This window comes from Aeromonas sp. FDAARGOS 1403, assembly GCF_019047325.1.
In the GTDB taxonomy this organism is placed as follows: Bacteria; Pseudomonadota; Gammaproteobacteria; order Enterobacterales; family Aeromonadaceae; genus Aeromonas; species Aeromonas dhakensis.
Genome location: NZ_CP077249.1, coordinates 3,978,881 through 4,004,807, shown reverse-complemented (window position 1 = coordinate 4,004,807; position 25,927 = coordinate 3,978,881). Strand labels below are relative to the sequence as shown.

Annotated in this window: 24 protein-coding genes; 10 read left to right on the top strand and 14 right to left on the bottom strand. The window is 63.1% G+C overall.

The window, feature by feature from the left end; genetic code table 11:
* Nucleotides 1-54: 54 nt before the first annotated feature.
* The 5 genes from I6L33_RS18350 to I6L33_RS18330 form a co-directional block, all read right to left on the bottom strand.
* The gene (locus I6L33_RS18350) at nucleotides 55-552 is read right to left on the bottom strand and encodes a GDYXXLXY domain-containing protein (protein WP_123247212.1); all 498 of its coding nucleotides are present in this window, start codon (nucleotides 550-552) and stop codon (nucleotides 55-57) included.
* Nucleotides 549-1,556, bottom strand: a complete 1,008-nt coding sequence (locus tag I6L33_RS18345; protein WP_216973072.1) for a DUF4401 domain-containing protein — start codon at nucleotides 1,554-1,556, stop codon at nucleotides 549-551. The genes I6L33_RS18350 and I6L33_RS18345 overlap by 4 nt, the downstream gene beginning before the upstream one ends.
* The gene (locus tag I6L33_RS18340; protein WP_216973071.1) at nucleotides 1,549-2,487 is read right to left on the bottom strand and encodes a DUF2157 domain-containing protein; all 939 of its coding nucleotides are present in this window, start codon (nucleotides 2,485-2,487) and stop codon (nucleotides 1,549-1,551) included. Before I6L33_RS18340 ends, I6L33_RS18345 begins: the two co-directional genes overlap by 8 nt.
* 201 nt (nucleotides 2,488-2,688) lie before the next feature.
* Nucleotides 2,689-3,246, bottom strand: coding sequence for a TMEM165/GDT1 family protein (locus tag I6L33_RS18335; protein WP_010633534.1), 558 nt, complete (start codon nucleotides 3,244-3,246; stop codon nucleotides 2,689-2,691).
* Nucleotides 3,247-3,502: 256 nt separating this feature from the next.
* Complete coding sequence (locus I6L33_RS18330; protein WP_010633535.1) at nucleotides 3,503-3,832, bottom strand: translation initiation factor; 330 nt, start codon at nucleotides 3,830-3,832, stop codon at nucleotides 3,503-3,505.
* A gap of 119 nt (nucleotides 3,833-3,951) precedes the next feature.
* On the opposite strand from I6L33_RS18330, the gene I6L33_RS18325 reads away from it, so the two are divergent.
* Genes I6L33_RS18325 through I6L33_RS18315 form a run of 3 tightly spaced genes read left to right on the top strand, consistent with a single transcriptional unit; the run spans nucleotide 3,952 to nucleotide 6,688 of the window.
* A complete protein-coding gene (locus I6L33_RS18325; protein ID WP_005302641.1) occupies nucleotides 3,952-4,179 on the top strand; it encodes a FeoA family protein in 228 nt (75 codons plus the stop codon).
* Nucleotides 4,176-6,449: a Fe(2+) transporter permease subunit FeoB gene (gene feoB, locus I6L33_RS18320; protein WP_216973070.1), complete on the top strand. Its 2,274-nt coding sequence runs from the start codon at nucleotides 4,176-4,178 to the stop codon at nucleotides 6,447-6,449. The genes I6L33_RS18325 and feoB overlap by 4 nt, the downstream gene beginning before the upstream one ends.
* A complete protein-coding gene (locus I6L33_RS18315; RefSeq protein ID WP_005302637.1) occupies nucleotides 6,446-6,688 on the top strand; it encodes a FeoC-like transcriptional regulator in 243 nt (80 codons plus the stop codon). The genes feoB and I6L33_RS18315 overlap by 4 nt, the downstream gene beginning before the upstream one ends.
* A gap of 123 nt (nucleotides 6,689-6,811) precedes the next feature.
* On the opposite strand, the gene I6L33_RS18310 is transcribed toward I6L33_RS18315, so the two are convergent.
* From I6L33_RS18310 to I6L33_RS18295, 4 genes are all read right to left on the bottom strand, one after another.
* On the bottom strand, nucleotides 6,812-7,291 hold the full coding sequence (locus I6L33_RS18310; protein WP_216973069.1) for a WbuC family cupin fold metalloprotein: 480 nt from the start codon (nucleotides 7,289-7,291) through the stop codon (nucleotides 6,812-6,814).
* 135 nt (nucleotides 7,292-7,426) lie between these two features.
* Entirely contained in the window at nucleotides 7,427-8,698 is a 1,272-nt protein-coding gene (glgC, locus tag I6L33_RS18305; protein ID WP_005302634.1) for a glucose-1-phosphate adenylyltransferase, read from the bottom strand.
* Nucleotides 8,699-8,956: 258 nt separating this feature from the next.
* Nucleotides 8,957-10,096, bottom strand: a complete 1,140-nt coding sequence (tapW, locus tag I6L33_RS18300; RefSeq protein ID WP_017766703.1) for a type IVa pilus ATPase TapW — start codon at nucleotides 10,094-10,096, stop codon at nucleotides 8,957-8,959.
* A gap of 59 nt (nucleotides 10,097-10,155) precedes the next feature.
* Nucleotides 10,156-10,512, bottom strand: coding sequence for a DMT family protein (locus I6L33_RS18295; RefSeq protein ID WP_005302630.1), 357 nt, complete (start codon nucleotides 10,510-10,512; stop codon nucleotides 10,156-10,158).
* Nucleotides 10,513-10,625: 113 nt separating this feature from the next.
* Between I6L33_RS18295 and I6L33_RS18290 the strand changes: the two genes are divergently transcribed.
* The 3 genes from I6L33_RS18290 to I6L33_RS18280 all read left to right on the top strand — a co-directional run bounded on the left by I6L33_RS18290 (nucleotide 10,626) and on the right by I6L33_RS18280 (nucleotide 13,236).
* A complete protein-coding gene (locus tag I6L33_RS18290) occupies nucleotides 10,626-11,357 on the top strand; it encodes an ABC transporter substrate-binding protein (RefSeq protein ID WP_025201472.1) in 732 nt (243 codons plus the stop codon).
* Between the two features lie 99 nt (nucleotides 11,358-11,456).
* Complete coding sequence (gene btuC, locus I6L33_RS18285; RefSeq protein WP_017785953.1) at nucleotides 11,457-12,464, top strand: vitamin B12 ABC transporter permease BtuC; 1,008 nt, start codon at nucleotides 11,457-11,459, stop codon at nucleotides 12,462-12,464.
* Nucleotides 12,451-13,236 (top strand): ATP-binding cassette domain-containing protein, encoded by a 786-nt coding sequence (locus I6L33_RS18280; RefSeq protein WP_216973068.1) that lies wholly within the window; start codon nucleotides 12,451-12,453, stop codon nucleotides 13,234-13,236. Before btuC ends, I6L33_RS18280 begins: the two co-directional genes overlap by 14 nt.
* 79 nt (nucleotides 13,237-13,315) lie before the next feature.
* Here I6L33_RS18280 and I6L33_RS18275 read toward each other — a convergent pair whose 3' ends face one another.
* A complete protein-coding gene (locus tag I6L33_RS18275) occupies nucleotides 13,316-14,377 on the bottom strand; it encodes a 3-deoxy-7-phosphoheptulonate synthase (protein WP_017766699.1) in 1,062 nt (353 codons plus the stop codon).
* A gap of 156 nt (nucleotides 14,378-14,533) precedes the next feature.
* Between I6L33_RS18275 and I6L33_RS18270 the strand changes: the two genes are divergently transcribed.
* Nucleotides 14,534-14,914 (top strand): diacylglycerol kinase, encoded by a 381-nt coding sequence (locus I6L33_RS18270; RefSeq protein ID WP_005302618.1) that lies wholly within the window; start codon nucleotides 14,534-14,536, stop codon nucleotides 14,912-14,914.
* 207 nt (nucleotides 14,915-15,121) lie between these two features.
* Here the strand turns inward: I6L33_RS18270 and serA are convergent, their stop codons facing one another.
* The 4 genes from serA to I6L33_RS18250 form a co-directional block, all read right to left on the bottom strand.
* A complete protein-coding gene (gene serA / locus I6L33_RS18265; protein ID WP_005302616.1) occupies nucleotides 15,122-16,354 on the bottom strand; it encodes a phosphoglycerate dehydrogenase in 1,233 nt (410 codons plus the stop codon).
* 360 nt (nucleotides 16,355-16,714) lie between these two features.
* Nucleotides 16,715-17,368, bottom strand: a complete 654-nt coding sequence (gene rpiA, locus I6L33_RS18260; protein ID WP_017766696.1) for a ribose-5-phosphate isomerase RpiA — start codon at nucleotides 17,366-17,368, stop codon at nucleotides 16,715-16,717.
* Nucleotides 17,369-17,552: 184 nt separating this feature from the next.
* Nucleotides 17,553-18,152, bottom strand: coding sequence for a 5-formyltetrahydrofolate cyclo-ligase (locus I6L33_RS18255; RefSeq protein WP_005302612.1), 600 nt, complete (start codon nucleotides 18,150-18,152; stop codon nucleotides 17,553-17,555).
* A gap of 128 nt (nucleotides 18,153-18,280) precedes the next feature.
* Entirely contained in the window at nucleotides 18,281-19,615 is a 1,335-nt protein-coding gene (locus I6L33_RS18250; RefSeq protein ID WP_017766695.1) for a Na+/H+ antiporter NhaC family protein, read from the bottom strand.
* A 312-nt stretch (nucleotides 19,616-19,927) separates the two neighbouring features.
* Here I6L33_RS18250 and dapB point away from each other — a divergent pair, with 312 nt between their 5' ends.
* From dapB to carB, 3 genes are all read left to right on the top strand, one after another.
* Nucleotides 19,928-20,740: a 4-hydroxy-tetrahydrodipicolinate reductase gene (dapB, locus tag I6L33_RS18245; protein ID WP_017766694.1), complete on the top strand. Its 813-nt coding sequence runs from the start codon at nucleotides 19,928-19,930 to the stop codon at nucleotides 20,738-20,740.
* A gap of 687 nt (nucleotides 20,741-21,427) precedes the next feature.
* A complete protein-coding gene (gene carA, locus I6L33_RS18240; protein ID WP_042031214.1) occupies nucleotides 21,428-22,564 on the top strand; it encodes a glutamine-hydrolyzing carbamoyl-phosphate synthase small subunit in 1,137 nt (378 codons plus the stop codon).
* 20 nt (nucleotides 22,565-22,584) lie between these two features.
* Nucleotides 22,585-25,821, top strand: a complete 3,237-nt coding sequence (gene carB / locus I6L33_RS18235; RefSeq protein ID WP_216973067.1) for a carbamoyl-phosphate synthase large subunit — start codon at nucleotides 22,585-22,587, stop codon at nucleotides 25,819-25,821.
* Nucleotides 25,822-25,927: the final 106 nt, after the last annotated feature.

The window sequence follows — 25,927 nt, the reverse complement described above, 5'->3', positions numbered from 1 at the left end:
CGCGGGCGATCATCTTGCCCAAGTGTGGGCAAAAAAGCCTGATATTGCCAGCAGTTACCAGCGCGCTCTGGGGTTGCCCAGCGGTTTTAGCTGCTCATCGCGCAGCCCCACCAGCAGGGCCTTGCCGCTCTCTTGCAGGCGAAATTCGCCGTAGCGCGCCGCCTCGTACTGCTCGCCGGTGCCCTCTTCGAAGAAGTAGGCGTCGGGGCCGATGCGCCACTGGCCATCGCTTTGGCGCACCTGCAGCCGCCGCTCATCCCGGGCCAGCTGTTCCGGCTTGCCCCCTTCCACCCAGCTGGCGACCTGCTGCTCGTCGAGACGGATCACCAGGGTATCGGCGGGGGCCTCGTCGTGGCGCCGGTTGCCGAGCTGGCGGGCCAGCTCGTAGTTGAGGCGCATGTAATCCCCCTGCATCAGGGAGCGCGGGTCGACCGGGGCGAGGCGCAACAGCACCACCTCGCCACTGCTCATGGCGTGCTCGTAGCGCCAGACGGTGACATTGATGGCCGCCAGGATGGCGAGGCCGGTCAGCAGCAGGGCGAGTCGTCTCATGAGGGGCTCCGCAGGCTCAGCCGTTTGAGCAGCTGGCGGGCGCCGAGCAGCAGGGCGCCCGAGCCCAGCAGCAGCCAGGATTTGGTCATCAGGGTCAGCCCCAGATCGTAGTAATAGAGGGAGCCAAAGCCGACCAGCAGCAGGCCGGCCAGGGTCATCAGGCCGACGCTGCCGGCATAGAAGCCGAGCACCAGCACCAGGGCGCCGGCCCCCATGCCGGGGATGAGGGCGCTGAGCAGCACCAGTGGCAGCCCGTACAGCAGCGGCAGTTTCAGCCGGATCATCAGCCCCAGCAACAGAGCGGCGCAGAGCAGCGGGTTGAGCCAGAGCGGCAGGCGGGAGTGGCCGAGCTCGTCGAGCATGCTGGCGCCGCCCTCCCACAGCGGGTGGTGCAGGCGCCCCAGCACCAGCAGGGAGAGCGCCAGCCCCAGGGTGAGGGATTCAAAGAGCTGATGGCGCGCTGGATCGCGTTCTGCCTGCAGCCAGCAGAGGGTAAGGGCCGTCATCACCAGCGGCAGGGCCAGCAGTTGCAGGCCGAGGCAGGCCAGTCCAAGGGTGAGCAGGATGGCGGCGGCGAAGCTGTGGAACAGCCGGATCAGCCAGTGCTCGAACAGGGCTGCGATGGCCAGCGACAGCAGGGCGAGGCCGAGCCAGAGTGGGGCCGAGTGCAGATCCAGCCGATCGAGCAGGCCGTAGAGCAGCCAGGCGTCGCCGGCCAGCGCCAGCGCCAGCACGAACTGATCCCACAGATCGCTGCGGGTGGCGAAGCGATTGAGGCAAAAGGCGATGGCCATCAGCACGGCGCCCATCAGCAGGGCGCTGTCGGCATCCCGGGTGAGCTGGGAGAACGACATGAACAGGAAGAACAGCAGGAACAGGGCGGCAATCCAGCCCACCATGCCGAGCAGAAAGCGGCTCGACCAGTGGGGCTGGTCGTCGCGGGGGGCATCCCCTTCCACCAGCCGGGCCTGTTGCAGTCGCTGCCAGGGGGTCAGATCACTCATGGGACCTCCGTTGTTGTTGCAGCCAGCGGCTGGCGGCCACCGACAGGCCGATGGCGATGAGGCAGAGCAGCAGGAAGCCGTCGACGTCCGGCTCCATCCATTTGCCGAGCGCGGTCAGCAGCACCACGATGAGGCTCAGGCAGCCCATGGCGAGCCCGGCGATGAACCTGTGGTGCCAGCGCAGGTAGGCGGCCGCCAGCCAGCCGAGCCAGGCCGGCCAGACCCAGGGGGAGGCGGCATCGAACAGCGCCAGCAGGGTCAGCAGGGTGACGCCGAGCCCGGCGGCCAGCCCCGCCAGCCAGGAGGGCATCAGCCGGTAGCGGGCGGGCACCAGCAGAAGTATGCCCCAGAGGGCGGCGTTGAACAGGGTCAGGCTCCAGCCGAGGGCCTCCTCGTCGAAGGCGAAGAAGAAGTTGAACAGGCCGAGCCGCCAGTAGAGCACCAGCGCCAGCTGGCCGAGCAGCCAGCTCAGGGTCCACAGCAGCGGGCTCTGGCCGAGCGCCGCCAGCGGCAGCAGCATCAGCGCCCAGGTGGCGAACAGCTGCCAGGGATCGGCGCCGGTCTGGTAGGTCTGGCCCACCAGCGCCAGCAGGGCGCCGATGTTGAGGGCGATGGCGAGCAGCAGCGCCTGGCGCTGGCTGTCGGCGAGGGGCTTGCGCCACAGCAACAGCAGCATGGCGAGCAGTGGCAGCTCCAGCAGGGCGAGGCGCGAGAGGCGGCCGAGCTCCTGCCAGTTGAAGGCGACGAAGAACACCAGACCGGCGCCCAGACACAGGCTGCCGAGCCAGAGCAGCAGCCGATCAAACAGCCACTGCCAGCGGGCAGGGCCGGGGGGCAGCTCGCACAGGGTGAGGGCGGCGGGCAACTGGGCCCGGTCGAGACGCCCGCGCCTGACCCAGTCGAGCAGCGTCTGTCTTGAGGTGAAGTGCATGGGATGCTCCATCAGGTTTGCCGCATTATGCCACGGCCATGGCGCCGGTTGGCAGCCCCCGTCTGCGGGCAGCCGGCCTGGCTCGCGGGCAGCAAAAAGCCCCACCAGAGGACGGGGCTTGCTTGTAAGGAGACGACATGGGCGCGGGAGTGGCGTAGGCAAGTGCTCACCCTTGCCTCGCCACCTTCTGATCCGGCCGGGTCAGGCGAACAGCAGGGTGCTCACCCCGAGGCCCACGAACAGGATGGCGCAGGCGATGCGGATCCCCTTGAGGGGCAGGCGATCGGCCCCCAGCTTGCCAAGCAGCACCACAGGCACGTTGGCCAGCATCATGCCGAGGGTGGTGCCGGTGATGACCTGAGTCAGGGAGTCGTACTTGGCTGCCAGCAGCACGGTGGCGATCTGGGTCTTGTCGCCGATTTCGGCGATGAAGAACAGCACGAAGGTGGCCATGAAGGGGCCATATTTGTCGAGCGGGCTCTCCTCGTCGTCCATCTTGTCCGGCACCAGGATCCAGGCGGCCATGGCGATGAAGGCACCGGCCACCAGGTAGGTCATCACCTTGGGATCGAGCCAGCGGCTGATGAACTCGCCAAGCCAGGCGGCGCCGGCGTGGTTGAGCAGGGTGGCCGCCAGCATGCCGGCGATGATGGGCCAGGGCTTGCGAAAACGACAGATGAGCAACAGCGCCAGCAGCTGGGTCTTGTCGCCGATTTCGGCGATGGCCACGCTGAGGGTTGAGGTTAACAAGGCTTCCATAAAAATGACCGGGGGACGGAATTGTTATACCTGAGACAAGCCTGCGCCATCCGTCCCCGGTATTGGCACTGGCCCGTCAAAGGTCTTGTCAAATCCGCGGCTGGCGTGGATCACCCTGACCATGGTGAGTTGGCACCAAGTATGTTGATCAGGGTCGCGAACCGGTTTGGGGCCGGCTGGCGAGACTACTCCCCCTCGATGGGAGCGGGCATTCTAGGGAAAAAGCGAAAGTGACGCAAGCCGGGCGGAGTCGGGATCAGCCGCCCACCAGCTTGACGCTGAAACCGGCCTTCTCGAGCTCGGCCTTGATCAGATCCCGTTTGTCCCCCTGGATCTCGATCACCCCCTCTTTGAGGCCGCCGCCGGTGCCGCACTTTTTCTTGAGCAGGGTGGCGATGCTCTTTTGCTGGTCGGCCGGTACGCCGTGGATGGTGATGACCCCGGCGCCCTTGCGCCCCTTGGTTTCGCGGCGGATGCGCACCACCCCATCGGTGGGGAAGGGGGAGGCGGATTGCGGCTGGCTCTGTTCTTTGATGATGCCGCCGTCCGTGCTGTAAACCAGACGGCTGTTGTTGTCGTGACTCATGGCAGTTATTTGTGGGTTAGCTAAGCGGAGTTTGATTTTACTCAAATAAGCGTTGAAAACACGGATTATAATGCCCCAAGTAAAAGAGAATTATTATTGTTTAACTTCAGGAGTCAGTCATGGTACTCGCGCAGTTGTCACCGGGACAGAGTGCTCGCATCAAGAACATGAATCAATTGACCCGTCCCCTGCGGCGCAAGCTGATGGTGATGGGCTTGCTGCCCCAGACTGAAGTCATCTATTTGCGCGCGGCCCCGCTCGGGGATCCGCTGCAGATCCAGTGTCAGGGGATCTGCCTCTCCATGCAAAAAAGCCTTGCCCAGCAAATCGAGGTCGAGCCGGTATGAACTACTCCCTGGTAACCGTCGGCAATCCCAATAGCGGCAAGACCTCCCTGTTCAACGCCCTGACCGGGGCCCGCCAGCAGGTGGGCAACTGGAGCGGCGTCACCGTCGACAAGAAGATGGGCGAATTCAGTGCTCAGGGCCACGACTACAAACTGATGGACCTGCCCGGCATCTACAGCCTGGCCAACCAGGAGGGGAGCCTGGACGAGCAGATCGCCAGCCGTTTCGTGGAGGGCCAGCAGCCGGATCTGCTGCTCAACGTCATCGACGCCGCCAACCTGGAGCGCTCCCTCTACCTCACGCTGCAACTGCGCGAGCTGGGGCTGCCCATGGTGGTGGTGCTCAACAAGATGGACATCCTGCAAAAGCGGCGCATCACCATCGACGAGAGCAAGCTCGCCAAGACCCTCGGCTGCCCGGTGGTGGCCCTCTCGGCCCACAATCGCCAGCAGGTCGCCGCCTTCAAGAACCAGATCCAGCAGTTCATCGGCCAGCCGCAACCGGCGCTGTTGCTGGACTACGGCACAGATCTTGAAAAAGATCTGGCGGAGCTGGAGACCCTGCTTGCCCCGCACCACCTCACCGCCCGCGGCCGCGCCCTGCGCCTGCTGGAAGAGGATGCGGTGATGCAGGAGACCCTGCTGCCCGGCCAGCAGGCCGCCGCCGCCAACGTGGTGGCCCGCGCTCATCACGGGCAGGACGTGGATCTGCAACTGGCGGACATCCGCTACGGCCACATCCACCAGTGGGCCGCCCAGGCGTGCCAGCAGAAGGGCAAGCTCACCGCGGCCCAGAGCGAGCGGCTCGATCGGGTGCTGCTCAACCGCTGGTTCGGCATCCCCTTCTTCCTGCTGGTGATGTACCTGATGTTCATGTTCGCCATCAAGGTGGGCAGCGCCTTCATCGACTTCTTCGACATCATGGGCGGCGCCCTGTTTGTCGACGGGGTGCACCACCTGCTGGGGCTGGTCCATGCGCCGGACTGGCTGGGGGCCATCCTGGCGGACGGCTTCGGGGTGGGCTTGCAGACCGTCGCCACCTTCATCCCGGTGATCGGCTGCCTCTATCTGTTCCTGGCGGTGCTGGAGAGCTCCGGCTACCTGGCCCGCGCCGCCTTTGTGGTGGATGCCCTGATGCGCCGCCTCGGCCTGCCGGGCAAGGCGTTCGTTCCCATGCTGATGGGCTTTGGCTGCACAGTGCCCTCGGTGATGGCGACCCGCACCCTCAACTCCGAGCGCGAGCGGCTGATGACCTCGGCCATGGCCCCCTTCATGTCGTGCGGTGCTCGCCTGCCGGTCTACGCCCTGTTCGCGGTGGCCTTCTTCCCCGAGTCGGGCCAGAACCTGGTGTTCGGTCTCTACCTCATCGGCATTCTGGTGGCGGTGCTCACCGGCCTGTTGCTGCGCAGCACCCTGTTGCCGGGCAAGAGCGACTCCATGCTGATGGAGATGCCGGACTACGAGTGGCCGCGCCCGGTCAACGTCGGCATCAAGACCTGGCAGAAGCTCAAGTCCTTCGTGTTTGGCGCCGGTAAAACCATCGTACTGGTGGTCGCCGTGCTGAGCGTACTCAATTCGCTCGGCACCGATGGCAGCTTCGGCCACCAGGATCAGGAGAGCTCGGTGCTGAGCAAAATCAGCCAGGCGGTGACCCCTGTGCTGCACCCCATCGGCGTGCGCGATGACAACTGGCAGGCCACGGTCGGCATCGTCACCGGCATCTTCGCCAAAGAGGCGGTGGTCGGTACCCTCAACAGCCTCTACGCCGGCAGCGGCGACGGGGAAGAGGAGGCGAGCGAGTTCTCCCTGGTAAGCAGCTTCCAGGAGGCGATCGCCGCAGTGGCCACCAATCTGGCCGACATCGACCCGACCGACCCCATGGGGCTGGCGGTGGGCAACCTGGATGACCAGCAGGCCGCCGCCGAGGCGCAGGAGGTGGACGTCTCCACCTACGGCAACATGCAGAGTCACTTCGACGGGGCGGCCGGTGCCTTCGCCTACCTGTTGTTCGTGCTGCTCTACATGCCCTGCGCCGCCGCCATGGGCGCCCTGGTGCGGGAGACCGGCCGCCAGTGGGCCCTGCTGACCGCCGCCTGGTGCAACTACATGGCCTTCATGTGTGCCACCGTCTTCTATCAGCTGGCCACCTTCGCCGCCCACCCCGAGCAGAGCCTGTTCTGGGTGGCGAGCTACGGTCTCTCCCTGCTGCTGCTCTGGTGGCTGGGCCGTCGCCACGGCGACATCGTCGCTCGCAAGGTGGTGGCCCTATGATCCTGCGCGAGCTGGGGGAGTACCTCGCCGCGCAGCAGAAGGCGAGCCGGCGCGAGCTGGCCCGCCACTTCCACACCTCGGAAGATGCGGTGGAGGCCATGCTTGGCGTCTGGATGCGCAAGGGGCGGGTCGCCAAGCGGGAGACTCAGGTGTGCGGCGGCTCCTGCTGCGGCAAGAGCCAGGAGGTGATGTTCGAGTGGTGCGAGCCGGGCCAGATTGGCCTGGTACAGAAGGGGTGAGCCAGCGCGCCTGCTTGTGTTCGATACTCCGCATTCAGATATAAAAAGACCCGCCGCTGGCGGGTCTTTTTATTGGCGCGTGTTCGCCCTGTTCGCTGGATTGGCGTAGAAGGGGGGGGCAGATCAGCGCCCCGGCCAGCGCTGGCCCACCTCGGCGTGGCGATACCAGGCCATCAGCGCCTGCTGGCCCTGGATGTCGTCCACCGCCGGTGACCAGGGGGCGAAGTCCTCTTCCCGAAAGGGGGCGTAGGGGCCGTGTTTCACCTCGAAGATGACGGCGCCGGGATCCAGAGATAGCACCGCATGCCAGCTGGCGACGGGGGTCTCCAGCACCGAGGTCTCTTCCCCCAGCACGGCGCGAGCAACGACGGTGCCTTCGTCATTGAAATTGAGCACCACGAAGCGGCCTTGCAGCGCGGTGAGCAGCTCCCAGGTCTGCAGGTGGCGATGGGGGCGGATATAGGTACCCGGCTCCATGGCGATGGCCAGGCGCTGGATGGGGTCGGCCAGCTCCTGGTGCAGGTTGTGGTTCATGCGCAGGCGCGGGGAGTGGGCGGCCTCGTCGGCGAGGCTGGCAAGGCGGGCAACATCCAGTTTTTTCATATGCGATTCCATGGTGGGACGAAGGCAAGGGCCGAGGGCAGAGTAGCACGCACCGGGGGCGGCCGGACAAGGCGCGAGCGGTAAGCAAATGTAAAAAGGGAGCCGACAGGGCTCCCGCTTGCCGGCGCGGCGGCATCACAGCCTGGCCAGCATCTCCTGGGTGACCAGCACTATCCCCTGTTCGGAGCGGTAGAAGCGACGGGCATCCTCGCTGGCGTTTTCCCCCACCACCAGCCCTTCCGGCAGCTTGCAGCCCTTGTCGATCACCACCCGGCGCAGCCGGCAGCCCGGGCCTATCTCGACTCCGGGGAAGATCACCGCCTGATCCAGGGTGCAGAAGGAGTCGACCCGCACATTGGTAAACAGCACCGAGCTCACGATGAAGGAGCCGCTGACGATGGTGCCGCCGGCAAACATGGAGTTGATGGTCATGCCGTGCTGGCCGTTTCTGTCCTGCACGAACTTGGCGGGCGGGGTCATGTTCTGGCTGGTCCAGATGGGCCAGTCCTGATCGTAGATGTCGAGCTCGGGGGTGACGGAGGCGAGATCCATGTTGGCCTCCCAGAACGAATCCACCGTGCCCACGTCGCGCCAGTAGGGGCGCTTTTGCGGGCAGCAGCCGACGCAGGACATGCCGAACGGGTGAGCGTAGGCGGTGCCCTCTTGCACCACCCGGGGGATCACGTCCATGCCGAAATCGTGGTGGGAGGCCGGGTTGGCGAGATCCTCTTCCAGCAACTGGTAGAGGTAGTCCGCCTCGAAGATGTAGATCCCCATGGAGGCGAGCGCGGTATCGGGCTTGCCCGGCATGGCGGGTGGGTTGGCGGGTTTTTCGACGAAGGCGTTGATCTTGCGATCCCCGTCCACCGCCATCACCCCGAAGGCGCTCGCCTCCTGGCGCGGCACCTCGATGCAGGCCACCGTGACCCTGGCCCCCATGTTGACGTGATCGAGCAGCATGGCGGCGTAATCCATCTTGTAGATGTGATCCCCCGCCAGCACCACCACATACCTGGGGCCGTGATCGCGAATGATGTCCAGGTTCTGGTAGACCGCATCGGCGGTGCCGCGATACCAGGTGACCTCGTCCACCCGTTGCTGGGCGGGCAGCAGGTCGATGAACTCGTTCATCTGGTAGCGCAAAAAGGACCAGCCGGACTGCAGGTGGCGCAGCAGGCTGTGGGATTTGTACTGGGTCACCACCCCGACCCGGCGAATGCCGGAGTTGATGCAGTTGGAGAGTACGAAGTCGATGATGCGGAACTTGCCGCCGAAGTGTACTGCCGGTTTCGCCCTGTTGTCCGTCAACTGTTTGAGGCGACTGCCCCGCCCTCCTGCGAGAACCAAGGCCATGGTCTCGTTCAGCAACTGTCTTGACTGTGCTGTATTGGCAGGTTGTAACGACATTTAATACCCCTTTATTGATAGAACCCTTTGATAGTGCCTCCTTTGAAGCCGGTATGAAAGAGCTTTCACTCACACTTCTCGCATGGTTTTTCGGTCAAGTGATGGTTTTATCATTTTTGGTGACAGATTTTGTCGCAGATGGGCCGTTCGTTCACCAGATGTCACTGTCTGCTACGGGCGAGCGAGGAGGGGGGAGGCAGCCGGGATATGCAAACACCCGCCGGGGCGGGTGTTTGCAGGCACAAGGGGGGAGGTGGGTCAGAACAGATCGTCCTTTTCGTCCTTGGTGGGTTCCAGGCTCCAGCCGGTGGCATCGCTGCTGCTGGCGATCTGGCCCTTCTCCTTCCACAGCTTGATCTTGAGGCGCAGGTTGTTGGCCGAATCGGCGTTCTTCACTGCCTCCTCCTCGTCTATCACCCCTTCCACCACCAGATCGAACAGGGCACTGTCGAAGGTGACCATGCCGAGGGCCTTGGACTTCTCCATCACCTCCTTGAGGCCGCCAAACTCGCCGCGCTTGACCATGTCGCGGATGGTGTGGGTGCCCAGCATGATCTCCACCGCCGCCCGGCGGCCGCCATCAGTGGTTTTCACCAGCCGCTGGGAGACAAACGCCTTGAGGTTGTTGCCAAGATCGTTGAGCAGCTGGGGCCGCCGCTCTTCCGGGAAGAAGTTGATGATGCGGTCCAGCGCCTGGTTGGCGTTGTTGGCGTGCAGGGTGGAGATGGCCAGGTGGCCGGTTTCCGAGAAGGCCAGCGCGTGCTCCATGGTTTCGCGATCGCGAATTTCGCCGATAAGGATCACGTCCGGCGCCTGGCGCAGGGTGTTTTTCAGGGCGGCGTGGAAGCTGCGGGTATCCACCCCCACCTCCCGCTGGTTGATGATGCTCTTGCGGTGGCGGTGCACGAACTCCACCGGATCCTCGATGGTGATGATGTGGCCGCCGCTGTTGCGGTTGCGATGGTCGATAAGGGCTGCGAGCGAGGTGGATTTGCCCGAACCGGTGCCGCCGACGAACAGCACCAGCCCCCGTTTCTCCATGATGGTGTCGAGCAGCACGGTGGGCAGTTTCAAGTCCTCGAAGCGAGGGATCTCGGTCTTGATGTTGCGCGCCACCAGAGAGACTTCGTTGCGCTGCTTGAAGATGTTGATCCGAAAGCGCCCTATCTGGGGCAGGGAGATGGCGAGGTTCATCTCCAGCTCCTTCTCAAACTGCTGCTTCTGCTCGCCGTCCATGATGGCGTCGGCTATGCTGGCCACCTCGCCGGGCTCGAGCGGCGTCTCGCTCAAGGGGCGCAGGCCGCCGTTGAACTTGGCACAGGGGGGCGCGCCGGTCGACAGATAGAGGTCTGAGCCGTCCTGCTTGGCCAGGATCTGTAGCATGTCTCGCAATTCCATGGTTTTTGCCTCGTCTATCAAGGAGATGCCTTGCTGGGGATGTTATTGAGTGTACAGCGTCAGGCGCCGGTGAGTTTCTCGCGAAAGACAAAAAAGACCGCGCCCAGGATGCAGAGGCCCGCCCACAGGTAATCCCATTTCAGATCCTCTTTCAGATAGAAGATGGAGAAGGGGACGAACACGGTGAGGGTGATCACCTCCTGCAGGATCTTGAGCTGGCCGACGGAGAGCACGGTATGGCCGATGCGGTTGGCGGGTACCTGCAGCAGGTATTCGAACAGCGCTATTCCCCAGCTCACCAGGGCGGCGATGATCCAGGGTTTGTGATTCATACTCTTGAGGTGGGCGTACCAGGCGAAGGTCATAAAAACGTTGCTGCATAGCAGCAGGCCGATGCTGGTAAAGATAGGGTTCATTAGGTTCTCCTTTAAAATCAATCGCATTTTATCGCCGAACCATGGGTTCTCATAAGTGGGGCGGCAGGGTATTTTTAATCCATCAAGGATGAAGAGACAGAGGGTTGTACGAGATGGGCAAGACAAGCTGGGGTGTGCTTGGTCTGCTGTTTGCCTGCCAGGTGCACGGTGCGCCGACCCTGACGGTAGCCACCGATGTCTGGCCACCGTTTCGAATTGAAATGCCGGACGGCCGGCTGGGCGGACTGGACATGGATATCTTGCAGCAGTTGCAGCGGCGCAGCGGCATCCACTTCGAAGTGAAGCAGGTCCCCTGGGGGAGGGCGCTCAAACAGATGCAGACCGGCCAGGTGGACCTGATGATCGGGCTGGCCATGACGGCGGAGCGGGCGACCTTCATCGACTATCTGCAGCCGGCCTATTACCAGTGCCGGCCCGCCTTCTATGGCAAGGGAACTGAGGTCTCGACCCTGCGCAGCTATGCCGATCTGCAGGGGCACAGGGTGGGTTATGTGCTCAATTCGGCCTATTTCGAACCGTTCGATTCCGACAGCCGGCTCGACAAGCACGGGGTGCCCACCGAGGAGCAACTGCTGCGCATGGTGCAGCGCGGCCATTTGCCGTTGATGATCGGCACCGACTGCCAGGTGGACTATGCCTTGAGTCGGGGCAAGGAGGCGGGGCTGCGCAAGGCGGCCTACCAGCCATCCCAGCCCGTGGTGCTCTATCTGGGCATGAGCAAGCGCTCTCCCCACCAGGCGCTGCAGCAACCGCTGGCGCTGGCCCTGCAGGAGCTGGTGGCAAGCGGTGACATCGCCACCCTCGCCAAGCCTTACCAGCCTTGACCTTGGGTGGTAACACGCTGTTATCATGACATTTTCATGCTGGTGCCCGGTGGCTGACGCCGCCCGGGCACGGGTCACTCTCACCTTCGGGGAGCCTCTGTGTATCTCTCTTTGCTCGCCCGCCAGCAGCGCTGGCAGCGGCGCTGGTTGCTCGGCCTGCTGCTGCTGACCCTGGCGCTGTTCCTCTTCTCCCTGATCTGGGGCGAATTCCTGCTGTTGCCCTGGCACCCCTTGGGGGAGCTCGAGCAGCGCATTCTGCTGGAGCTGCGTCTGCCGCGCGCCCTGCTGGCCCTGTTGGCGGGGGCTGCGCTCGCCTGCGGTGGCGCCGTGCTGCAGGTGATGTTGCACAACCCTGTGGCCGAACCCGGCCTGCTCGGCGTCTCGAGCGGGGCGGGACTGGCCGCCATGGTGGCGATGGCGGTGGCCAAGGCCCTCGGCGTCTATCTGCCGGGCTGGGGGTTGTCGCTGGCGGCCTTTGGCGGCGCCCTGCTGGTGACCATGCTGCTTATCCGGCTGGCGCGCCGGGCCCGGCTCGGTCATGCCAGGCTGCTGCTGTTTGGGGTCGCCATCGGCATCCTCAGCAACGCCGCCATGACCTGGCTGATGTACTTTGCCGATGACGGCTCCTTGCGTGAATTCATGTTCTGGATGATGGGGAGCCTCGCCTATGGCAGCCAGCAATTCGCCTGGTGGTGGCTGCTGTTCCCGCTCGCTCTCGGTTGGCTCGGCTGGCAGGGCAAGGCGCTGCAGCAACTGCTGCTGGGAGAGACCCAGGCCCGCCTGATGGGGCTCGATGTGGACAAGATGCGGGTGCGGCTGGTGCTGGCGGTCTGCCTGCTCACCGGCATGGCGGTGGCGCTGTGCGGCGTCATCGGCTTCGTCGGGCTGGTGGTGCCCCATCTGCTGCGCCTGTGCGGCGGCAGCGATCAGCGCTTCCTGCTGCCCGCCTCGGCGCTGGGGGGCGGCGCCCTGCTGCTGGCGGCCGATCTCATCGCCCGCTCCGCCCTGCAGGCGGGGGAGCTGCCCATCGGGGTCATCACCGCCTCGGTCGGTGCCCCGCTCTTCATCTATCTGTTGTTGAGGCAAGATGCCCATGCCAGCACCTGATCACCTCGGGGGCCAGCCTCCCTTGCTGGCGGCCCGCGCCCTCGCCGTCGCCAACCGGCTCACGCCCCTCGACCTTGCCTGGCAGGGGGGCCAGCTGGTGGCCCTGCTCGGCCCCAACGGCAGCGGCAAGTCGACCCTGCTCGGCGCCCTGGCCGGCCTCTTGTCGGGGCAAGGGGAGGTGCACATCGGCGGGGAGTCGCTGGCGGACTTGAGCTGGCCGGCGCTGGCACAGCGGCGCGCCATGCTGCCCCAGCGCCAGCCCCAGCTGTTCCATATCCCGGTGTTTCAGGTGCTGAGCCTGGGGCTCGATGAGACGCAGCCCGCGGCCAGGCAGAACGAGGCTATTCAGGCGCTGTGTCAGGCGCTGGAGCTGGAAGCCTTGCTGGCGCGGGACTTCAGCCGGCTGTCTGGGGGGGAGCAGCAGCGGGTACTGATCGCCCGCACCCTGTTGCAGGTGTGGCCGAGCCTCAACCCGGGCGGACGGGTATTGCTGCTGGACGAGCCGCTGGCCGGGCTGGATCTGCACCATCAACTGGCGCTGCTGCGGCTGCTCAAGCAGCTGGCCGGGCAGGGGCTGCTGGTGGTGCTCGCCATTCACGACATCAACCTGGCCATCGACTGGGCCGATCGCCTGCTCTGTCTGCAACAGGGCCGGGTGGTGCGGGAGGGGGGCGTCGAGCTGGTGGACGAGGCGCTGCTGGCAGAGGTATTCCAGATCAAGACCGATCGCATCGAGGCGGGCGGCCGGGTCTGGTTTATGCCCAGTTTGTAGGAGCGGGGCGCGGCCTAGTCGGCCGCCCAAGAAAAAGGGGCCAGTATCGAACATACTGGCCCCTTTGCTTGTTGGCTGTTCAGCCCAGCTTGTGCAGGCGCACCTGGGCGGCCTCGGCCAGCATGGCCAGCAGGGTTTCGGTGTCGCTCCAGGAGAGGCAGGCATCGGTGATGCTCTGGCCGAAGGTGGCGGCGCAGCCGTTCTCCACATCCTGCCGCCCTTCCACCAGGAAGCTCTCGGCCATGATACCGGCGATGCCGGTGCGGCCGCGGCGCAGCTGATCGCAGATGTCCTGCGCCACCAGCAGCTGGCGACGGTGATCCTTCATGCTGTTGCCGTGGCTGAAATCCACCACCAGCCGCTCGGGCAGGCCGACGTCGGCCAGCGCTTCGCACGCTTCATCGATGCTGGCGGTATCGTAGTTGGGTCTGTGGCCGCCGCGCAGGATCACGTGGCCATAGGGGTTGCCGGCGGTGCGGTAGATGGTCATCTTGCCGTCCTTGTCCGGGGAGTAGAAGATGTGGCTGTGACGGGCGGCACGCACCGCATCGATGGCGATGCGGGTGTTGCCGTCGGTGCCATTCTTGAAGCCGACCGGGCAGGAGAGGGCGGAGGCCATCTCGCGGTGCACCTGGGATTCGGTGGTGCGCGCGCCGATGGCACCCCAGGTGATGAGGTCGCTGATGTACTGGCCGGTCACCATGTCGAGAAACTCGGTGGCGGTGGGCATGCCAAGGGCGTTGATGTCCACCAGCAGCTTGCGGGCCAGTTTCAGCCCTTCGTTGACGTCGAAGCTGCCATCGAGGCGCGGATCATTGATGAGGCCTTTCCAGCCGACGATGGTGCGCGGCTTCTCGAAATAGGTGCGCATCACGATGCACAGGCTCTCTTTATACTGCTCGCGCAGGGCATTGAGGCGCAGGGCATACTCGTGGGCGGCGGCCGGGTCGTGAATGGAACAGGGACCGACGATGACCAGCAGGCGCTGATCCTCACCGGCCAGGATCGCTTCCACTTCGCGGCGGGCATCCAGCAGGTTCTGGGCTACGGTGTCGCTTAACGGGAAGGCGTGCGCCAGCTCGCTGGGAGTGATCAGGGACTCCAGGCGACGGGTGCGCAATTCATCGGTGTGAATGGACATACGACTCGATTCTCGAAATGGGTGGCGTGGGCAGTAGCAATGACTGAGTGCCAGAAAAGGCAAAGGGATAAAATAAAGCAAAAAACCCCTGATGGAAACCTCGAGGGGCTCTGATAGGATGTGAGCCCCAAAACGATTCCAAATGAGGTAGATAGCGTGGCAAAGCCAGGGGCAACCGGGGTCACCCGCATCATCAATGCAACCGGTTACAGCATGAAGGGGCTCAAGTCAGCCTGGATCAACGAGGCCGCCTTCCGGCAGGAGCTGATGCTGATCCTGCTGCTGATGCCGCTGGCGTTCTGGATCGGCGATACCCTCGATCAAATCCTGCTGCTCATCTGCATCAGCTGGCTGGTGGTGATCGTCGAGGTGCTCAACTCCGCGGTCGAGGCGGTGGTGGATCGCATCGGCTCCGAACATCACGAGCTCTCCGGTCGCGCCAAGGATCTGGGCTCCGCCGCCGTCTTCATCGCGCTGGCCCTCAACGCCCTGGTGTGGGGCGCTTTGGTGGGCCGCAACCTGCTGGGTTGGTGGTAAGCCGGGCCTCATTGTCTGTCGCGTTTTTTCCCGCTCTCTTTGCAAGAGGGAGGATGAGGGAGGTTTCATCTCCCCCTCATCCCCAACCCTTCTCCCGCGAGGGGAGAAGGGGGCAAAGGCGCAAGGATGCGGATCTGCGCTGCGCATCGCAGCATAAAAAAGCCCGTCGTTGCGACGGGCTTTTTGCTGTTCTGAAAAACGGGTCTATCAGTGGAGGATGCGGGCACGGATGGTGCCGCCGATCTCCTTGAGCTTGGCCAGCGCCTTCTCGCTGTGCTCGGTCTCCACGTCGATCACCACGTAGCCGATGTGGCTGCTGGTCTGCAGGTATTGACCGGCGATGTTGATCCCCTCGTCGGCGAAGATCTGGTTGATCTGGTTCATCACGCCGGGCTGGTTGCGGTGAATGTGCAGCAGGCGGCTGGAGCCCTTGTGACCCGGCAGGGAGACCTCGGGGAAGTTGACGGCGGAGAGGGTGGAGCCGTTGTCGGAGTATTTGACCAGCTTGTTGGCCACTTCCAGGCCGATGTTCTCCTGGGCCTCCTGGGTGGAGCCGCCGATGTGCGGGGTCAGGATCACGTTGTCCAGGCCGCGCAGCGGGGTGAGGAACTCCTCGTCGTTGGACTTGGGCTCGACCGGGAAAACGTCGATGGCTGCGCCGGCGAGGTGGCCGCTCTTGATGACGTCGGCCAGGGCATCGATGTCCACCACTGTGCCGCGGGAGGCGTTGATGAAGATGGCGCCCGGTTTCATCATGCGCAGTTGCTCGGCACCGATGAGATCCTTGGTGGAGGCGGTCTCAGGCACGTGCAGGCTGATGACGTCGGACATGTTGAGCAGCTCGACCATGCTCGGCACCTGGATGGCGTTGCCGAGCGAGAGCTTGTTCTCGATGTCGTAGTAGTAGACCTTCATGCCGATGCTCTCGGCGATGATTCCAAGCTGGGTGCCGATGTGGCCGTAGCCGATGATGCCGAGCTTCTTGCCACGGGCTTCCACCGAACGGTTGGCCAGCTTTTCCCACACACCGCGATGGCACTTGGCGTTCTTCTCCGGGATGCCGCGCAGCAGCAGCAGGATCTCCCCCAGCACCAGTTCGGCCACCGAGCGGGTGTTGGAGAAGGGGGCGTTGAACACCGGGATGCCGCGCAGGTGGGCGGCATCCAGGGAGACCTGGTTGGTGCCGATGCAGAAGCAGCCGATGGCCACCAGCTTGTTGGCGGCATCCAGCACCTTCTCGGTGATCTGGGTGCGCGAGCGCAGCCCTACGAAATGCACGTCACGAATACGCTCGATCAGCTCTTCTTCGGAGAGAGAGGTCTTCAGATACTCCACACTGGTGTAACCTGCGGCACGAAAGGTTTCCACTGTATTGGGGTGAACCCCCTCCAGCAGCAGCACCTTGATTTTATCCTTGTCCAGTGAAAACTTGGCGGTCATGACGATCCCTCTATGTTTGCAAAAGTGAGTGCAGATATGGTGTGTGAAGAAAACCGTAAAGTAGCAAAAACGTTGGGGAGAGGGAATATTTGTGACGAAAGTCAAATTCTTTGAAGTTTTCAACGATAGTTGTAAACGAGGGTTTGCAACTCATTGAGCAACAAATAAAAACGGCGCCATGGGGCGCCGTCTTGCATTGCGAAGGGATCATGGGTGACCTGATCCTGTCCATCGGAGGTCAGCTGATGATCACGCCGTCCGGGGTGCCGATCACCACCACGTCTGCCCCGCGGTGGGCAAACAGACCGTTGGTGACGGTGCCGACCATGATGCCGTTGAGCTGCGTTTTGGCAGACAACCTTATTGGGTGATGACCCCGTCGGGAGTACCAATCACCACCACGTCTGCCCCGCGGTGGGCGAACAGGCCGTTGGTGACGGTGCCGACAATGGCATTGAGCTGCACTTCCAGCCCCTTGGCATCGGTGATGGCCATGCCTTTCACGTCCAGGATGTGGTTGCCGTTGTCGGTGACCACCCCTTCACGCCAGACCGGGTTGCCGCCCAGCTTCTTGATCTCGCGGGCCACGTATTCGCGGGCCATGGGGATCACTTCCACCGGCAGCGGGAAGGTGCCCAGCACGTCGACCGTCTTGGTGTTGTCGATGATGCAGATGAACTTGTCGGCCACGGCGGCGACGATCTTCTCGCGGGTCAGGGCCGCACCACCGCCCTTGATCATGTCGCGGGTGCCGTTGATCTCGTCGGCACCGTCCACGTAGACGGAGAGGGCGTCGATCTCGTTGAGGTCATACACGGGGATGCCGAAACCCTTGAGGCGTTCGGTGGAGGCCACGGAGCTGGATACCGCCCCCTTGATCTCGTCCTTCATGGTCGCCAGTGCATCGATGAAGTGGTTGACGGTAGAGCCGGTGCCTACCCCGACGATGGTGCCGGGAACCACATACTTGAGCGCAGCCCAACCGGCCGCCTTCTTCATTTCATCTTGAGTCATGATCGATCCTTTGGAAAAAAGCGGCCGCATTATATCCAAGCCGCCCCTCCAGAGCGACCACCCAGCTCACGTTCCGAGCCAAAAACCCGCAAGATGTAAATCGTTTGCCTGTTTATTGCGCCATGTCATTGCGTCATGGCTGTGTCAGCAAGAGCGGATCAGTGCGGCAAGGGCGCTTCCGGCCTCAGTCGGGAAAGTGCCAGCAGCGGCTGGGGGTGATGATCTGGGGCAGCGGCACGTCCCACTCCTCCTGCGGCACCGCGTCCACCTGCTGGCAGTCGTGGGCAATCCCCAGCGGCTTGGGGCCGAGCCTGTGTTCGTGCCAGCAGGCGAGGGTGCGATCATAGTAGCCGCCGCCCATGCCGAGCCGGTTGCCTGCCGCGTCGAACGCCACCAGGGGGGTACAAATCAGATCAAGGGTGCTGTGGGGCACCACCTGCTGCATGTCGAGCTCAGGTTCGGCGATGCCGTAACGGTTGCGGGTCATGGGGCTGGTGGCGGTGTAGCGCAAGAAGAGCAGGTGGCCCGGGGTGAAGGGGTGCAACACCGGCAGGTAGACCTCTTTTTGCTGGGCCCACAGCCAGTGGATGGCGGGCAGGGGATTGAGCTCGCCGTCGTTGGCCAGATAGAGGGCGATACGTTTGGCCGCCAGGATCTCGGGATGCTGCTTGAACTGGGCAACCAGCTGCTGGGCCGCCTGCTGCTGCTCGGCCTGGGTCAGGCTCTTTCTGCGCTGGCGGATGAGCTGGCGCAGGGATTGTCTTTCAGGCTGGGTATCCGGCATGGGGGCTCCTCTGATGAACGGGCGACGGGACGATACGTGGATCGCGCTGGCAGGCGATCACCTTAACAAGGCCGCGCCGGGTTGAACAGCGCGGCTCGGCCGCCGGGTGGGGCCCGGCAGCCGCACTATCAGGCGTGGGCGGCTTTGCGCATCTGGTGCTTGACGAACACCGCCACCAGGGCGGCCAGCGCCAGCGCCATGGGATAGAAGCTCATGCTCACCACCGCCAGCGGCGAGAGGGCGAAGATGGAGCCCAGCAGCAGTGCCTGGGCACCCCAGGGGATGAGCCCCTGCACCACGCAGGAGAAGATGTCGAGCATGGAAGCGGCGCGGCGCGGGGTGACCCCGTGATGATCCGCCAGCTCCTTGGCCACCTTGCTGGCGACTATGATGGCCACCGTGTTGTTGGCGGTGCAGAGGTTGGTGAGGCTCACTACCCCGGCGATGCCGAGCTCGGCCGCCTTCTCGTTCTGCTCGCCGTCGTGCTGACGGGTGAAGCGGGCGATGAGGGCGCTGATGCGGGTGCTGATCCAGGCCAGTCCCCCCTGGCGTTCCATCAGGGCGCCGAGGCCGCCGATCAGCATGGAGAGCAGGAAGATCTCCTGCATGCCGGTGAAGCCCTGATAGATGTCCTTGCTGAACTGGCCGAGGGGGTAATCCCCCAGCAGACCGACCCCGCCAGCGGCCACAATGCCGAGCCCCAGCACCATGAAGACGTTCATGCCAGAGAGGGCCAGCACCAGGATCAGCAGGTAGGGCATCACCTTGAGCAGCTCGATATGGGCCTCGGTGGCGGGGGCATCCCCGACCGACCCCAGGGTCAGATAGAGCAGGATCACGCCGATGGCGGCCGGGGCGGCAATCTTGAAGTTCTCGCGAAACTTGTCCTTCATCTCGCAGCCCTGGCTGCGGGTGGCCGCAATGGTGGTGTCGGAGATGATGGAGAGGTTGTCGCCAAACATGGCGCCGGAGAGGATGGTGCCCGCCATCAGCACAGGATCGATGCCGGCGGCCTGGGCCACGCCCAGCGCCACTGGTGCCACGGCGCCTATGGTGCCCATGGAGGTGCCCATGGCGGTAGCGATGAAGGCGGAGATGAGGAACAGCCCAGGCAGCAGGAACCAGCCGGGGATGAGGGAGAGGCCAAGGGCGACCGTGGCATCCACCCCGCCGGTGGCCTTGGCCACGGTGGCGAAGGCGCCTGCCAGCAGATAGATGAGGCACATCGCCATGATGTTGCTGTCACCAACCCCCTTGAAGAAGGTCTCGAGGTTCTTGTTGAACCCCTCCTTGCCCAGCACCAGCGCCAGCATGACGGCGGGGAGGGCGGCGACGGGGGCGGGCAGCTGATAGAAGGCGAACTCGACCCCCTGCAGGGTCAGCCAGGTGCCGGTACCGATAAAGAGAGCAAGAAAGACCAGCAGAGGCAGCAGGGCTCTGGCGCTGGGTTGAGTCTGGATCATGTGTTCCTCGATGGTTGTACATGACCTCCCTGTCTCAGCCAGCCCGCAGTGGGGTGAGCGTGGCGGGCATCCTGCCGCTATGGGGTGCCTACAGTAGTGAGTCGCGCCCGCCCGGTCAAGATAGACGTCCAGATGGATGCTGCTTTTTGTCTGGTGATTTTGCTTAATTGATTAAATCCGTTAAATATTCGGATTTCAGTAAATATGTTGTTGATTTTTCGGGTTGCCAACGACGGCCACGGCGGGCTTTTCAAAGCGGGCGCAGGCTGGTAAAACGGTCTCTTTCCTTAATAGAGATTTGAGAGGGTGGAGATGGACAATCCGATCCGTGTGGCCGTGATGGGCTGTAATGGTCGTATGGGCAAGGTGCTGCTGGAGGCGATCAGCCATGCCGAGGGCGTGGTGGTCGGGGCGGCGCTGGAGCGACCGGGCTCCGCCGTGATCGGGCTGGATGCCGGCGAACTCAACGGGCTGGGTCGGCTCGGTGTCATCATCAGCGACAGCCTGGACAAGGTACGGGACGAGTTTGATCTCATCATCGACTTCACCCGCCCCGAGGTGACCCTGGCCAACCTGGCCTTCGCCCGGGCCCATCACAAGCAGATGGTGATCGGTACCACCGGCTTTGACGACGCGGGCAAGGCGGCGCTCAGGGCCGCCGCCGGCGAGATCGGCATCGTCTTCGCCTCCAACTACTCGGTGGGCGTCAACCTGGTGTTCAAACTGCTGGAGCAGGCTGCCAAGGTGATGGGGGATTACACCGACATCGAGATCATCGAGGGGCACCACAGACACAAGGTGGATGCCCCGTCCGGCACCGCCCTCTCCATGGGGGAGGTGGTGGCCAAGACGCTGGGACGTGACTTGAAAGAGTGCGCCGTCTACGGCCGCGAGGGGATCACCGGCGAGCGGGATCGCAACACCATCGGCTTTGCCACCATTCGTGCCGGCGATCTGGTGGGGGAGCACACCGTCATGTTTGCCGACATCGGCGAGCGGGTGGAGATCAGCCACAAGGCCTCCAGCCGTCTCACTTTCGCCAACGGTGCGGTGCGCGCCGGCAAATGGCTTAAGGGGCAGGGCGCCGGCCTCTATGACATGCAGGACGTGCTCGGCCTCAAGTAACCACATCCACTGACATCACGGCACCCGTGATGTGCACGAAGGGCGGCCCGGCCCGCTTGTCTGCTCAAAACCCCGCTCATGCGGGGTTTTTTATTGGTGATTTTGTATAAATGGCACTTACACGGTGATTTTTGCGCGAAATGAGATAAATCTCCTCTCTCCGCTGTTTTACCTGATCCTGCATTGCATGAATGTCATCGGCTGGTAACGAAAATGGGCCTCAATAGCCCCTTTCAGGGCATTTCTTTACATCCACCAAAACAGACTAAAAATTCAAACGCGGAAAAACGTTTTCCATTTTTCAAGGCCACTCATCCTCCCTAAAAAAGCTGATTGCAGGCGTTGAGATTTTTTATGTGAAACTTCATTGTATTGTTTTTTAAGGATTAAAAATTGGTTTTTGTATCAATAATGGTCTCTTTGTCTGGATTGGTAGCAACTTTTGCCTTTTCTTTTCAGGGAGGGGCTTGCAAAGCAATGAAGTGCATAGATAATGGGTAATGTTGCTTGTTTATTGAATTTAGATGCATTTCGTCTGAGAAAAGACGTTGAAATGCCACTTTTTTTAAGTAGAATGCGCCCAATTTGCCAGAAATCTGCCGGGTTCGAGTCCTGTCCAAGGCCGGAACCGAGCCCGCAACACCCAGGTAAATTGCTGAATTTAAAGCTAAATAACTGGAGGTTGTCTTGAATCACACTGCATTGCTAGTGCTGGAAGATGGAACTGTATTCAAAGGCGTGTCGATAGGCGCCGAGGGATGTTCCGTTGGTGAAGTGGTTTTCAATACGTCGATGACGGGCTATCAGGAAATCCTCACCGATCCCTCTTATTCCCGTCAGATAGTCACCCTCACTTACCCCCATATAGGCAACACCGGCACCAACAGCGAAGATGAAGAGTCCAGTCAAATCCATGCTCAGGGATTGATCATCCGGGACCTTCCGATACTTGCCTCCAATTTCCGCAATCAGCAATCCCTCTCCGAATACCTCAAGTCTCACAATATCGTTGGCATCGCCGACATCGACACCCGCAAACTGACCCGCATACTGCGCGAGAAAGGCGCCCAGGCTGGCTGCATTCTGGCCGGGAAACAGGTTGATGAGGCCTATGCCCTCGAACAGGCCCGCGCCTTCCCCGGCCTGAAGGGGATGGATCTGGCCAAAGAGGTGACGGTTGGTGAGGCGTACAACTGGACCGAGGGCAGCTGGCAGCTCGGCAAGGGGCACGTCACCCCGGCTGCCGACCAGCTTAAATACCACGTGGTGGCCTACGACTTCGGCGTCAAGCGCAACATCCTGCGGATGCTGGTTGACCGTGGTTGCCGCCTGACCGTAGTCCCGGCCAAGACCCCGGCTGCCGAGGTACTGGCGCTGAACCCGGATGGCATCTTCCTCTCCAATGGCCCCGGCGACCCCGAGCCGTGCGACTACGCCATCGAGGCCATCAAGGCTTTCCTTAATACCAACACGCCGGTGTTCGGCATCTGTCTGGGACACCAGCTGCTGGGTCTGGCCTCCGGCGCCAAGACCGTCAAGATGAAGTTTGGCCACCACGGTGCCAACCACCCGGTCAAGAGTCTGGACGACAACACTGTGATGATCACCGCCCAGAACCACGGTTTTGCGGTAGATGAGAACAGCCTGCCGGATTGCCTGCGCGCCACCCACGTCTCCCTGTTCGATGGCTCCCTGCAAGGCATCCATCGCACCGACCGTCCGGCCTTCAGCTTCCAGGGTCACCCCGAAGCGAGCCCGGGCCCGCACGATTGTGCCGGTCTCTTTGACCACTTTATTGAATTGATTAAGCAGTATCGCGCCTAAGGAAAAGAGGAAAGAGTTTCATGCCAAAACGTAATGACCTTCAGAGCATCCTGATCCTCGGCGCCGGCCCCATCGTCATCGGCCAGGCCTGCGAATTTGACTACTCCGGCGCCCAGGCGTGCAAAGCCCTGCGCGAGGAGGGCTACCGCGTCATTCTGGTCAACTCCAACCCGGCCACCATCATGACCGACCCGGAGATGGCGGACGCCACCTACATCGAGCCCATCAGCTGGGAAGTAGTGCGCGAAATCATCAAGAAAGAGCGCCCGGATGCCATCCTGCCCACCATGGGCGGCCAGACTGCACTCAACTGCGCACTGGCGCTGGAGAAGCACGGCGTGCTGGCCGAGTTCGGTGTCGAGATGATCGGCGCCACTGCCGATGCCATCGACAAGGCCGAAGATCGCTCCCGCTTTGACAAGGCGATGCGCAGCATTGGCCTCGAGTGCCCGCGTGCCGGCATCGCCCACAACATGGAAGAGGCGTGGGGCGTGCAGCAGATGGTCGGCTTCCCCTGCATCATCCGCCCCTCCTTTACCATGGGCGGCTCCGGCGGCGGCATCGCCTACAACACCGAAGAGTTCGTCGAGATCTGCGAGCGCGGTCTGGATCTCTCCCCGACCAAAGAGCTGCTCATCGACGAGTCGCTGATTGGCTGGAAAGAGTACGAGATGGAGGTGGTGCGGGATCGTAACGACAACTGCATCATCGTCTGCGCCATCGAAAACTTTGACCCCATGGGTATCCACACCGGTGACTCCATCACGGTCGCGCCAGCCCAGACGCTGACCGACAAGGAGTACCAGCTGATGCGCAACGCCTCCATGGCGGTACTGCGCGAGATCGGCGTCGAGACCGGCGGCTCCAACGTCCAGTTCGGTATCAACCCGAAAGATGGCCGCATGGTCATCATCGAGATGAACCCGCGGGTGTCGCGCTCCTCCGCGCTGGCCTCCAAGGCGACCGGTTTCCCCATCGCCAAGATCGCCGCCAAGCTCGCCATCGGTTACACCCTGGACGAGCTGATGAACGACATCACCGGCGGTCGTACTCCGGCCTCCTTCGAGCCGGCCATCGACTACGTGGTGACCAAGGTGCCGCGCTTCAACTTTGAAAAGTTCGCCGGTGCCAACGACCGTCTGACGACCCAGATGAAGTCCGTCGGCGAAGTGATGGCCATCGGCCGCAACTTCCAGGAGTCCCTGCACAAGGCACTGCGCGGGCTCGAGACCGGCAAGGCGGGCTTCGACCCCATGGTGGATCTGAACGCCCCGGACTCCCTGACCCGCATCCGTCACGAGCTGCAGGATGCCGGTGCCGAGCGTATCTTCTACATCGCCGACGCCTTCCGCGCCGGCCTCTCCATGGACGGCATCTTCAAGCTGACCAAGATTGACCCCTGGTTCCTGGTGCAGATTGAAGAGCTGGTGAAGCTGGAAGAAGAGGTGAAAGAGCGCGGCATGGCCGGTCTCGATGCCGACTTCCTGCGCGCCCTCAAGCGCAAGGGCTTTGCCGATGCGCGTCTGGCCAAGATCCTCGGTGTGGCCGAAGGGGAAGTGCGCAAGCTGCGTGCCCGCCACAACATCTTCCCGGTCTACAAGCGGGTCGATACCTGCGCCGCCGAGTTCGCCACCAACACCGCCTACATGTACTCCAGCTATGACGAGGAGTGCGAGGCCAACCCCACCGACCGCGACAAGATCATGGTCATCGGTGGCGGCCCGAACCGCATCGGTCAGGGCATCGAGTTTGACTACTGCTGCGTACACGCGGCGCTGGCCCTGCGCGAAGACGGTTACGAGACCATCATGGTCAACTGCAACCCGGAAACCGTCTCCACCGACTACGACACCTCGGACCGCCTCTACTTCGAGCCGGTCACCCTGGAAGACGTGCTGGAGATCGTGCGTGTCGAGCAGCCCAAGGGCGTCATCGTCCAGTACGGCGGCCAGACTCCGCTCAAACTGGCTCGCGCCCTGGAGGCCAACGGCGTGCCGGTCATCGGCACCAGCCCCGATGCCATCGACCGCGCCGAAGACCGCGAGCGCTTCCAGTCCGCCGTCGAGCGCCTGGGGCTCAAGCAGCCGGAAAACGGCACCGTCACCGCGCTGGAGCAGGCGGTGCTGACCGCCGAGCGCATCACCTACCCGCTGGTGGTTCGCCCCTCCTACGTACTGGGTGGCCGCGCCATGGAGATCGTCTATGACGAGCAGGACCTGCGTCGCTACTTCGCCGAGGCGGTGAGCGTCTCCAACGAATCGCCGGTGCTGCTGGACCGCTTCCTGGACGACGCCACCGAGGTGGACGTGGACGCCATCTGCGACGGCGTGGATGTGGTCATCGGCGGCATCATGGAGCACATCGAACAGGCCGGTATCCACTCCGGTGACTCCGCCTGCTCCCTGCCGCCCTACACCTTGTCCAAGGCCATTCAGGACGAGATGCGCGAGCAGGTACGCAAACTGGCGCTGGAGCTTGGCGTAGTGGGCCTGATGAACGTGCAGTTCGCGGTGAAAGACAACGAGATCTACCTCATCGAGGTGAACCCCCGTGCCGCCCGTACCGTGCCGTTCGTCTCCAAGGCCACCGGTGCGCCGCTGGCCAAGATCGCCGCCCGCGTCATGGCCGGTCAGAGCCTGAAAGAACAGGGCTTCACCACTGAAATCATCCCGCCTTACTACTCGGTGAAGGAAGTGGTGCTGCCGTTCGCCAAGTTCCCGGGTGTCGACCCGCTGCTGGGCCCGGAGATGCGCTCTACCGGTGAAGTGATGGGGGTGGGCAGCAGCTTCGCCGAGGCGTATGCCAAGGCGCAGCTGGGCGCCGGTCACCAGGTGCCGCGCGAAGGTCGCGCCCTGCTCTCCGTGCGCCACGGCGACAAGGAGCGGGTGGTGAACCTGGCCGCCAAGCTGCTGGAGCTGGGCTATGACCTCGACGCCACCCACGGCACTGCGGTGACCCTGGGTGAGGCGAGCATCAACCCGCGCCTGGTCAACAAGGTGCACGAGGGTCGCCCGCACATTCTGGATCGCATCAAGAATGGCGAGTACACCTACATCGTCAACACCGCCGAGGGCCGCCGCGCCATCGAGGACTCCAAGCAGCTGCGCCGTGGCGCCCTGCAGCACAAGGTGGCGTACACCACCACGCTGCACGCGGCGTTCGCCACCTGCATGGCCATCACAGTCGATGCTACCGCCAACGTGAGCTCGGTGCAGGAGCTGCACCAGAAGGTCGAGAGCCAGCTGAAGAGCCGCTAAGAGCGCGTGATGAAGGAGGGACGCCTCCTTCGTGACCCGATAAAACCCTGCCAGCGATGGCGGGGTTTTTTATTGGCCGAAGGCTGCGGGACAGAGGGGAAAATGC

What these genes read in the sequence shown, in the direction of transcription:
- I6L33_RS18350 (WP_123247212.1), bottom strand. Translation starts at nt 552, where the DNA reads ATGAGACGACTCGCCCTGCTGCTGACCGGCCTCGCCATCCTGGCGGCC.
- I6L33_RS18345 (WP_216973072.1), bottom strand. Translation starts at nt 1,556, where the DNA reads ATGAGTGATCTGACCCCCTGGCAGCGACTGCAACAGGCCCGGCTGGTG.
- I6L33_RS18340 (WP_216973071.1), bottom strand. Translation starts at nt 2,487, where the DNA reads ATGCACTTCACCTCAAGACAGACGCTGCTCGACTGGGTCAGGCGCGGG.
- I6L33_RS18335 (WP_010633534.1), bottom strand. Translation starts at nt 3,246, where the DNA reads ATGGAAGCCTTGTTAACCTCAACCCTCAGCGTGGCCATCGCCGAAATC.
- I6L33_RS18330 (WP_010633535.1), bottom strand. Translation starts at nt 3,832, where the DNA reads ATGAGTCACGACAACAACAGCCGTCTGGTTTACAGCACGGACGGCGGC.
- I6L33_RS18325 (WP_005302641.1), top strand. Translation starts at nt 3,952, where the DNA reads ATGGTACTCGCGCAGTTGTCACCGGGACAGAGTGCTCGCATCAAGAAC.
- feoB (WP_216973070.1), top strand. Translation starts at nt 4,176, where the DNA reads ATGAACTACTCCCTGGTAACCGTCGGCAATCCCAATAGCGGCAAGACC.
- I6L33_RS18315 (WP_005302637.1), top strand. Translation starts at nt 6,446, where the DNA reads ATGATCCTGCGCGAGCTGGGGGAGTACCTCGCCGCGCAGCAGAAGGCG.
- I6L33_RS18310 (WP_216973069.1), bottom strand. Translation starts at nt 7,291, where the DNA reads ATGAAAAAACTGGATGTTGCCCGCCTTGCCAGCCTCGCCGACGAGGCC.
- glgC (WP_005302634.1), bottom strand. Translation starts at nt 8,698, where the DNA reads ATGTCGTTACAACCTGCCAATACAGCACAGTCAAGACAGTTGCTGAAC.
- tapW (WP_017766703.1), bottom strand. Translation starts at nt 10,096, where the DNA reads ATGGAATTGCGAGACATGCTACAGATCCTGGCCAAGCAGGACGGCTCA.
- I6L33_RS18295 (WP_005302630.1), bottom strand. Translation starts at nt 10,512, where the DNA reads ATGAACCCTATCTTTACCAGCATCGGCCTGCTGCTATGCAGCAACGTT.
- I6L33_RS18290 (WP_025201472.1), top strand. Translation starts at nt 10,626, where the DNA reads ATGGGCAAGACAAGCTGGGGTGTGCTTGGTCTGCTGTTTGCCTGCCAG.
- I6L33_RS18280 (WP_216973068.1), top strand. Translation starts at nt 12,451, where the DNA reads ATGCCAGCACCTGATCACCTCGGGGGCCAGCCTCCCTTGCTGGCGGCC.
- I6L33_RS18275 (WP_017766699.1), bottom strand. Translation starts at nt 14,377, where the DNA reads ATGTCCATTCACACCGATGAATTGCGCACCCGTCGCCTGGAGTCCCTG.
- serA (WP_005302616.1), bottom strand. Translation starts at nt 16,354, where the DNA reads ATGACCGCCAAGTTTTCACTGGACAAGGATAAAATCAAGGTGCTGCTG.
- rpiA (WP_017766696.1), bottom strand. Translation starts at nt 17,368, where the DNA reads ATGACTCAAGATGAAATGAAGAAGGCGGCCGGTTGGGCTGCGCTCAAG.
- I6L33_RS18255 (WP_005302612.1), bottom strand. Translation starts at nt 18,152, where the DNA reads ATGCCGGATACCCAGCCTGAAAGACAATCCCTGCGCCAGCTCATCCGC.
- I6L33_RS18250 (WP_017766695.1), bottom strand. Translation starts at nt 19,615, where the DNA reads ATGATCCAGACTCAACCCAGCGCCAGAGCCCTGCTGCCTCTGCTGGTC.
- dapB (WP_017766694.1), top strand. Translation starts at nt 19,928, where the DNA reads ATGGACAATCCGATCCGTGTGGCCGTGATGGGCTGTAATGGTCGTATG.
- carB (WP_216973067.1), top strand. Translation starts at nt 22,585, where the DNA reads ATGCCAAAACGTAATGACCTTCAGAGCATCCTGATCCTCGGCGCCGGC.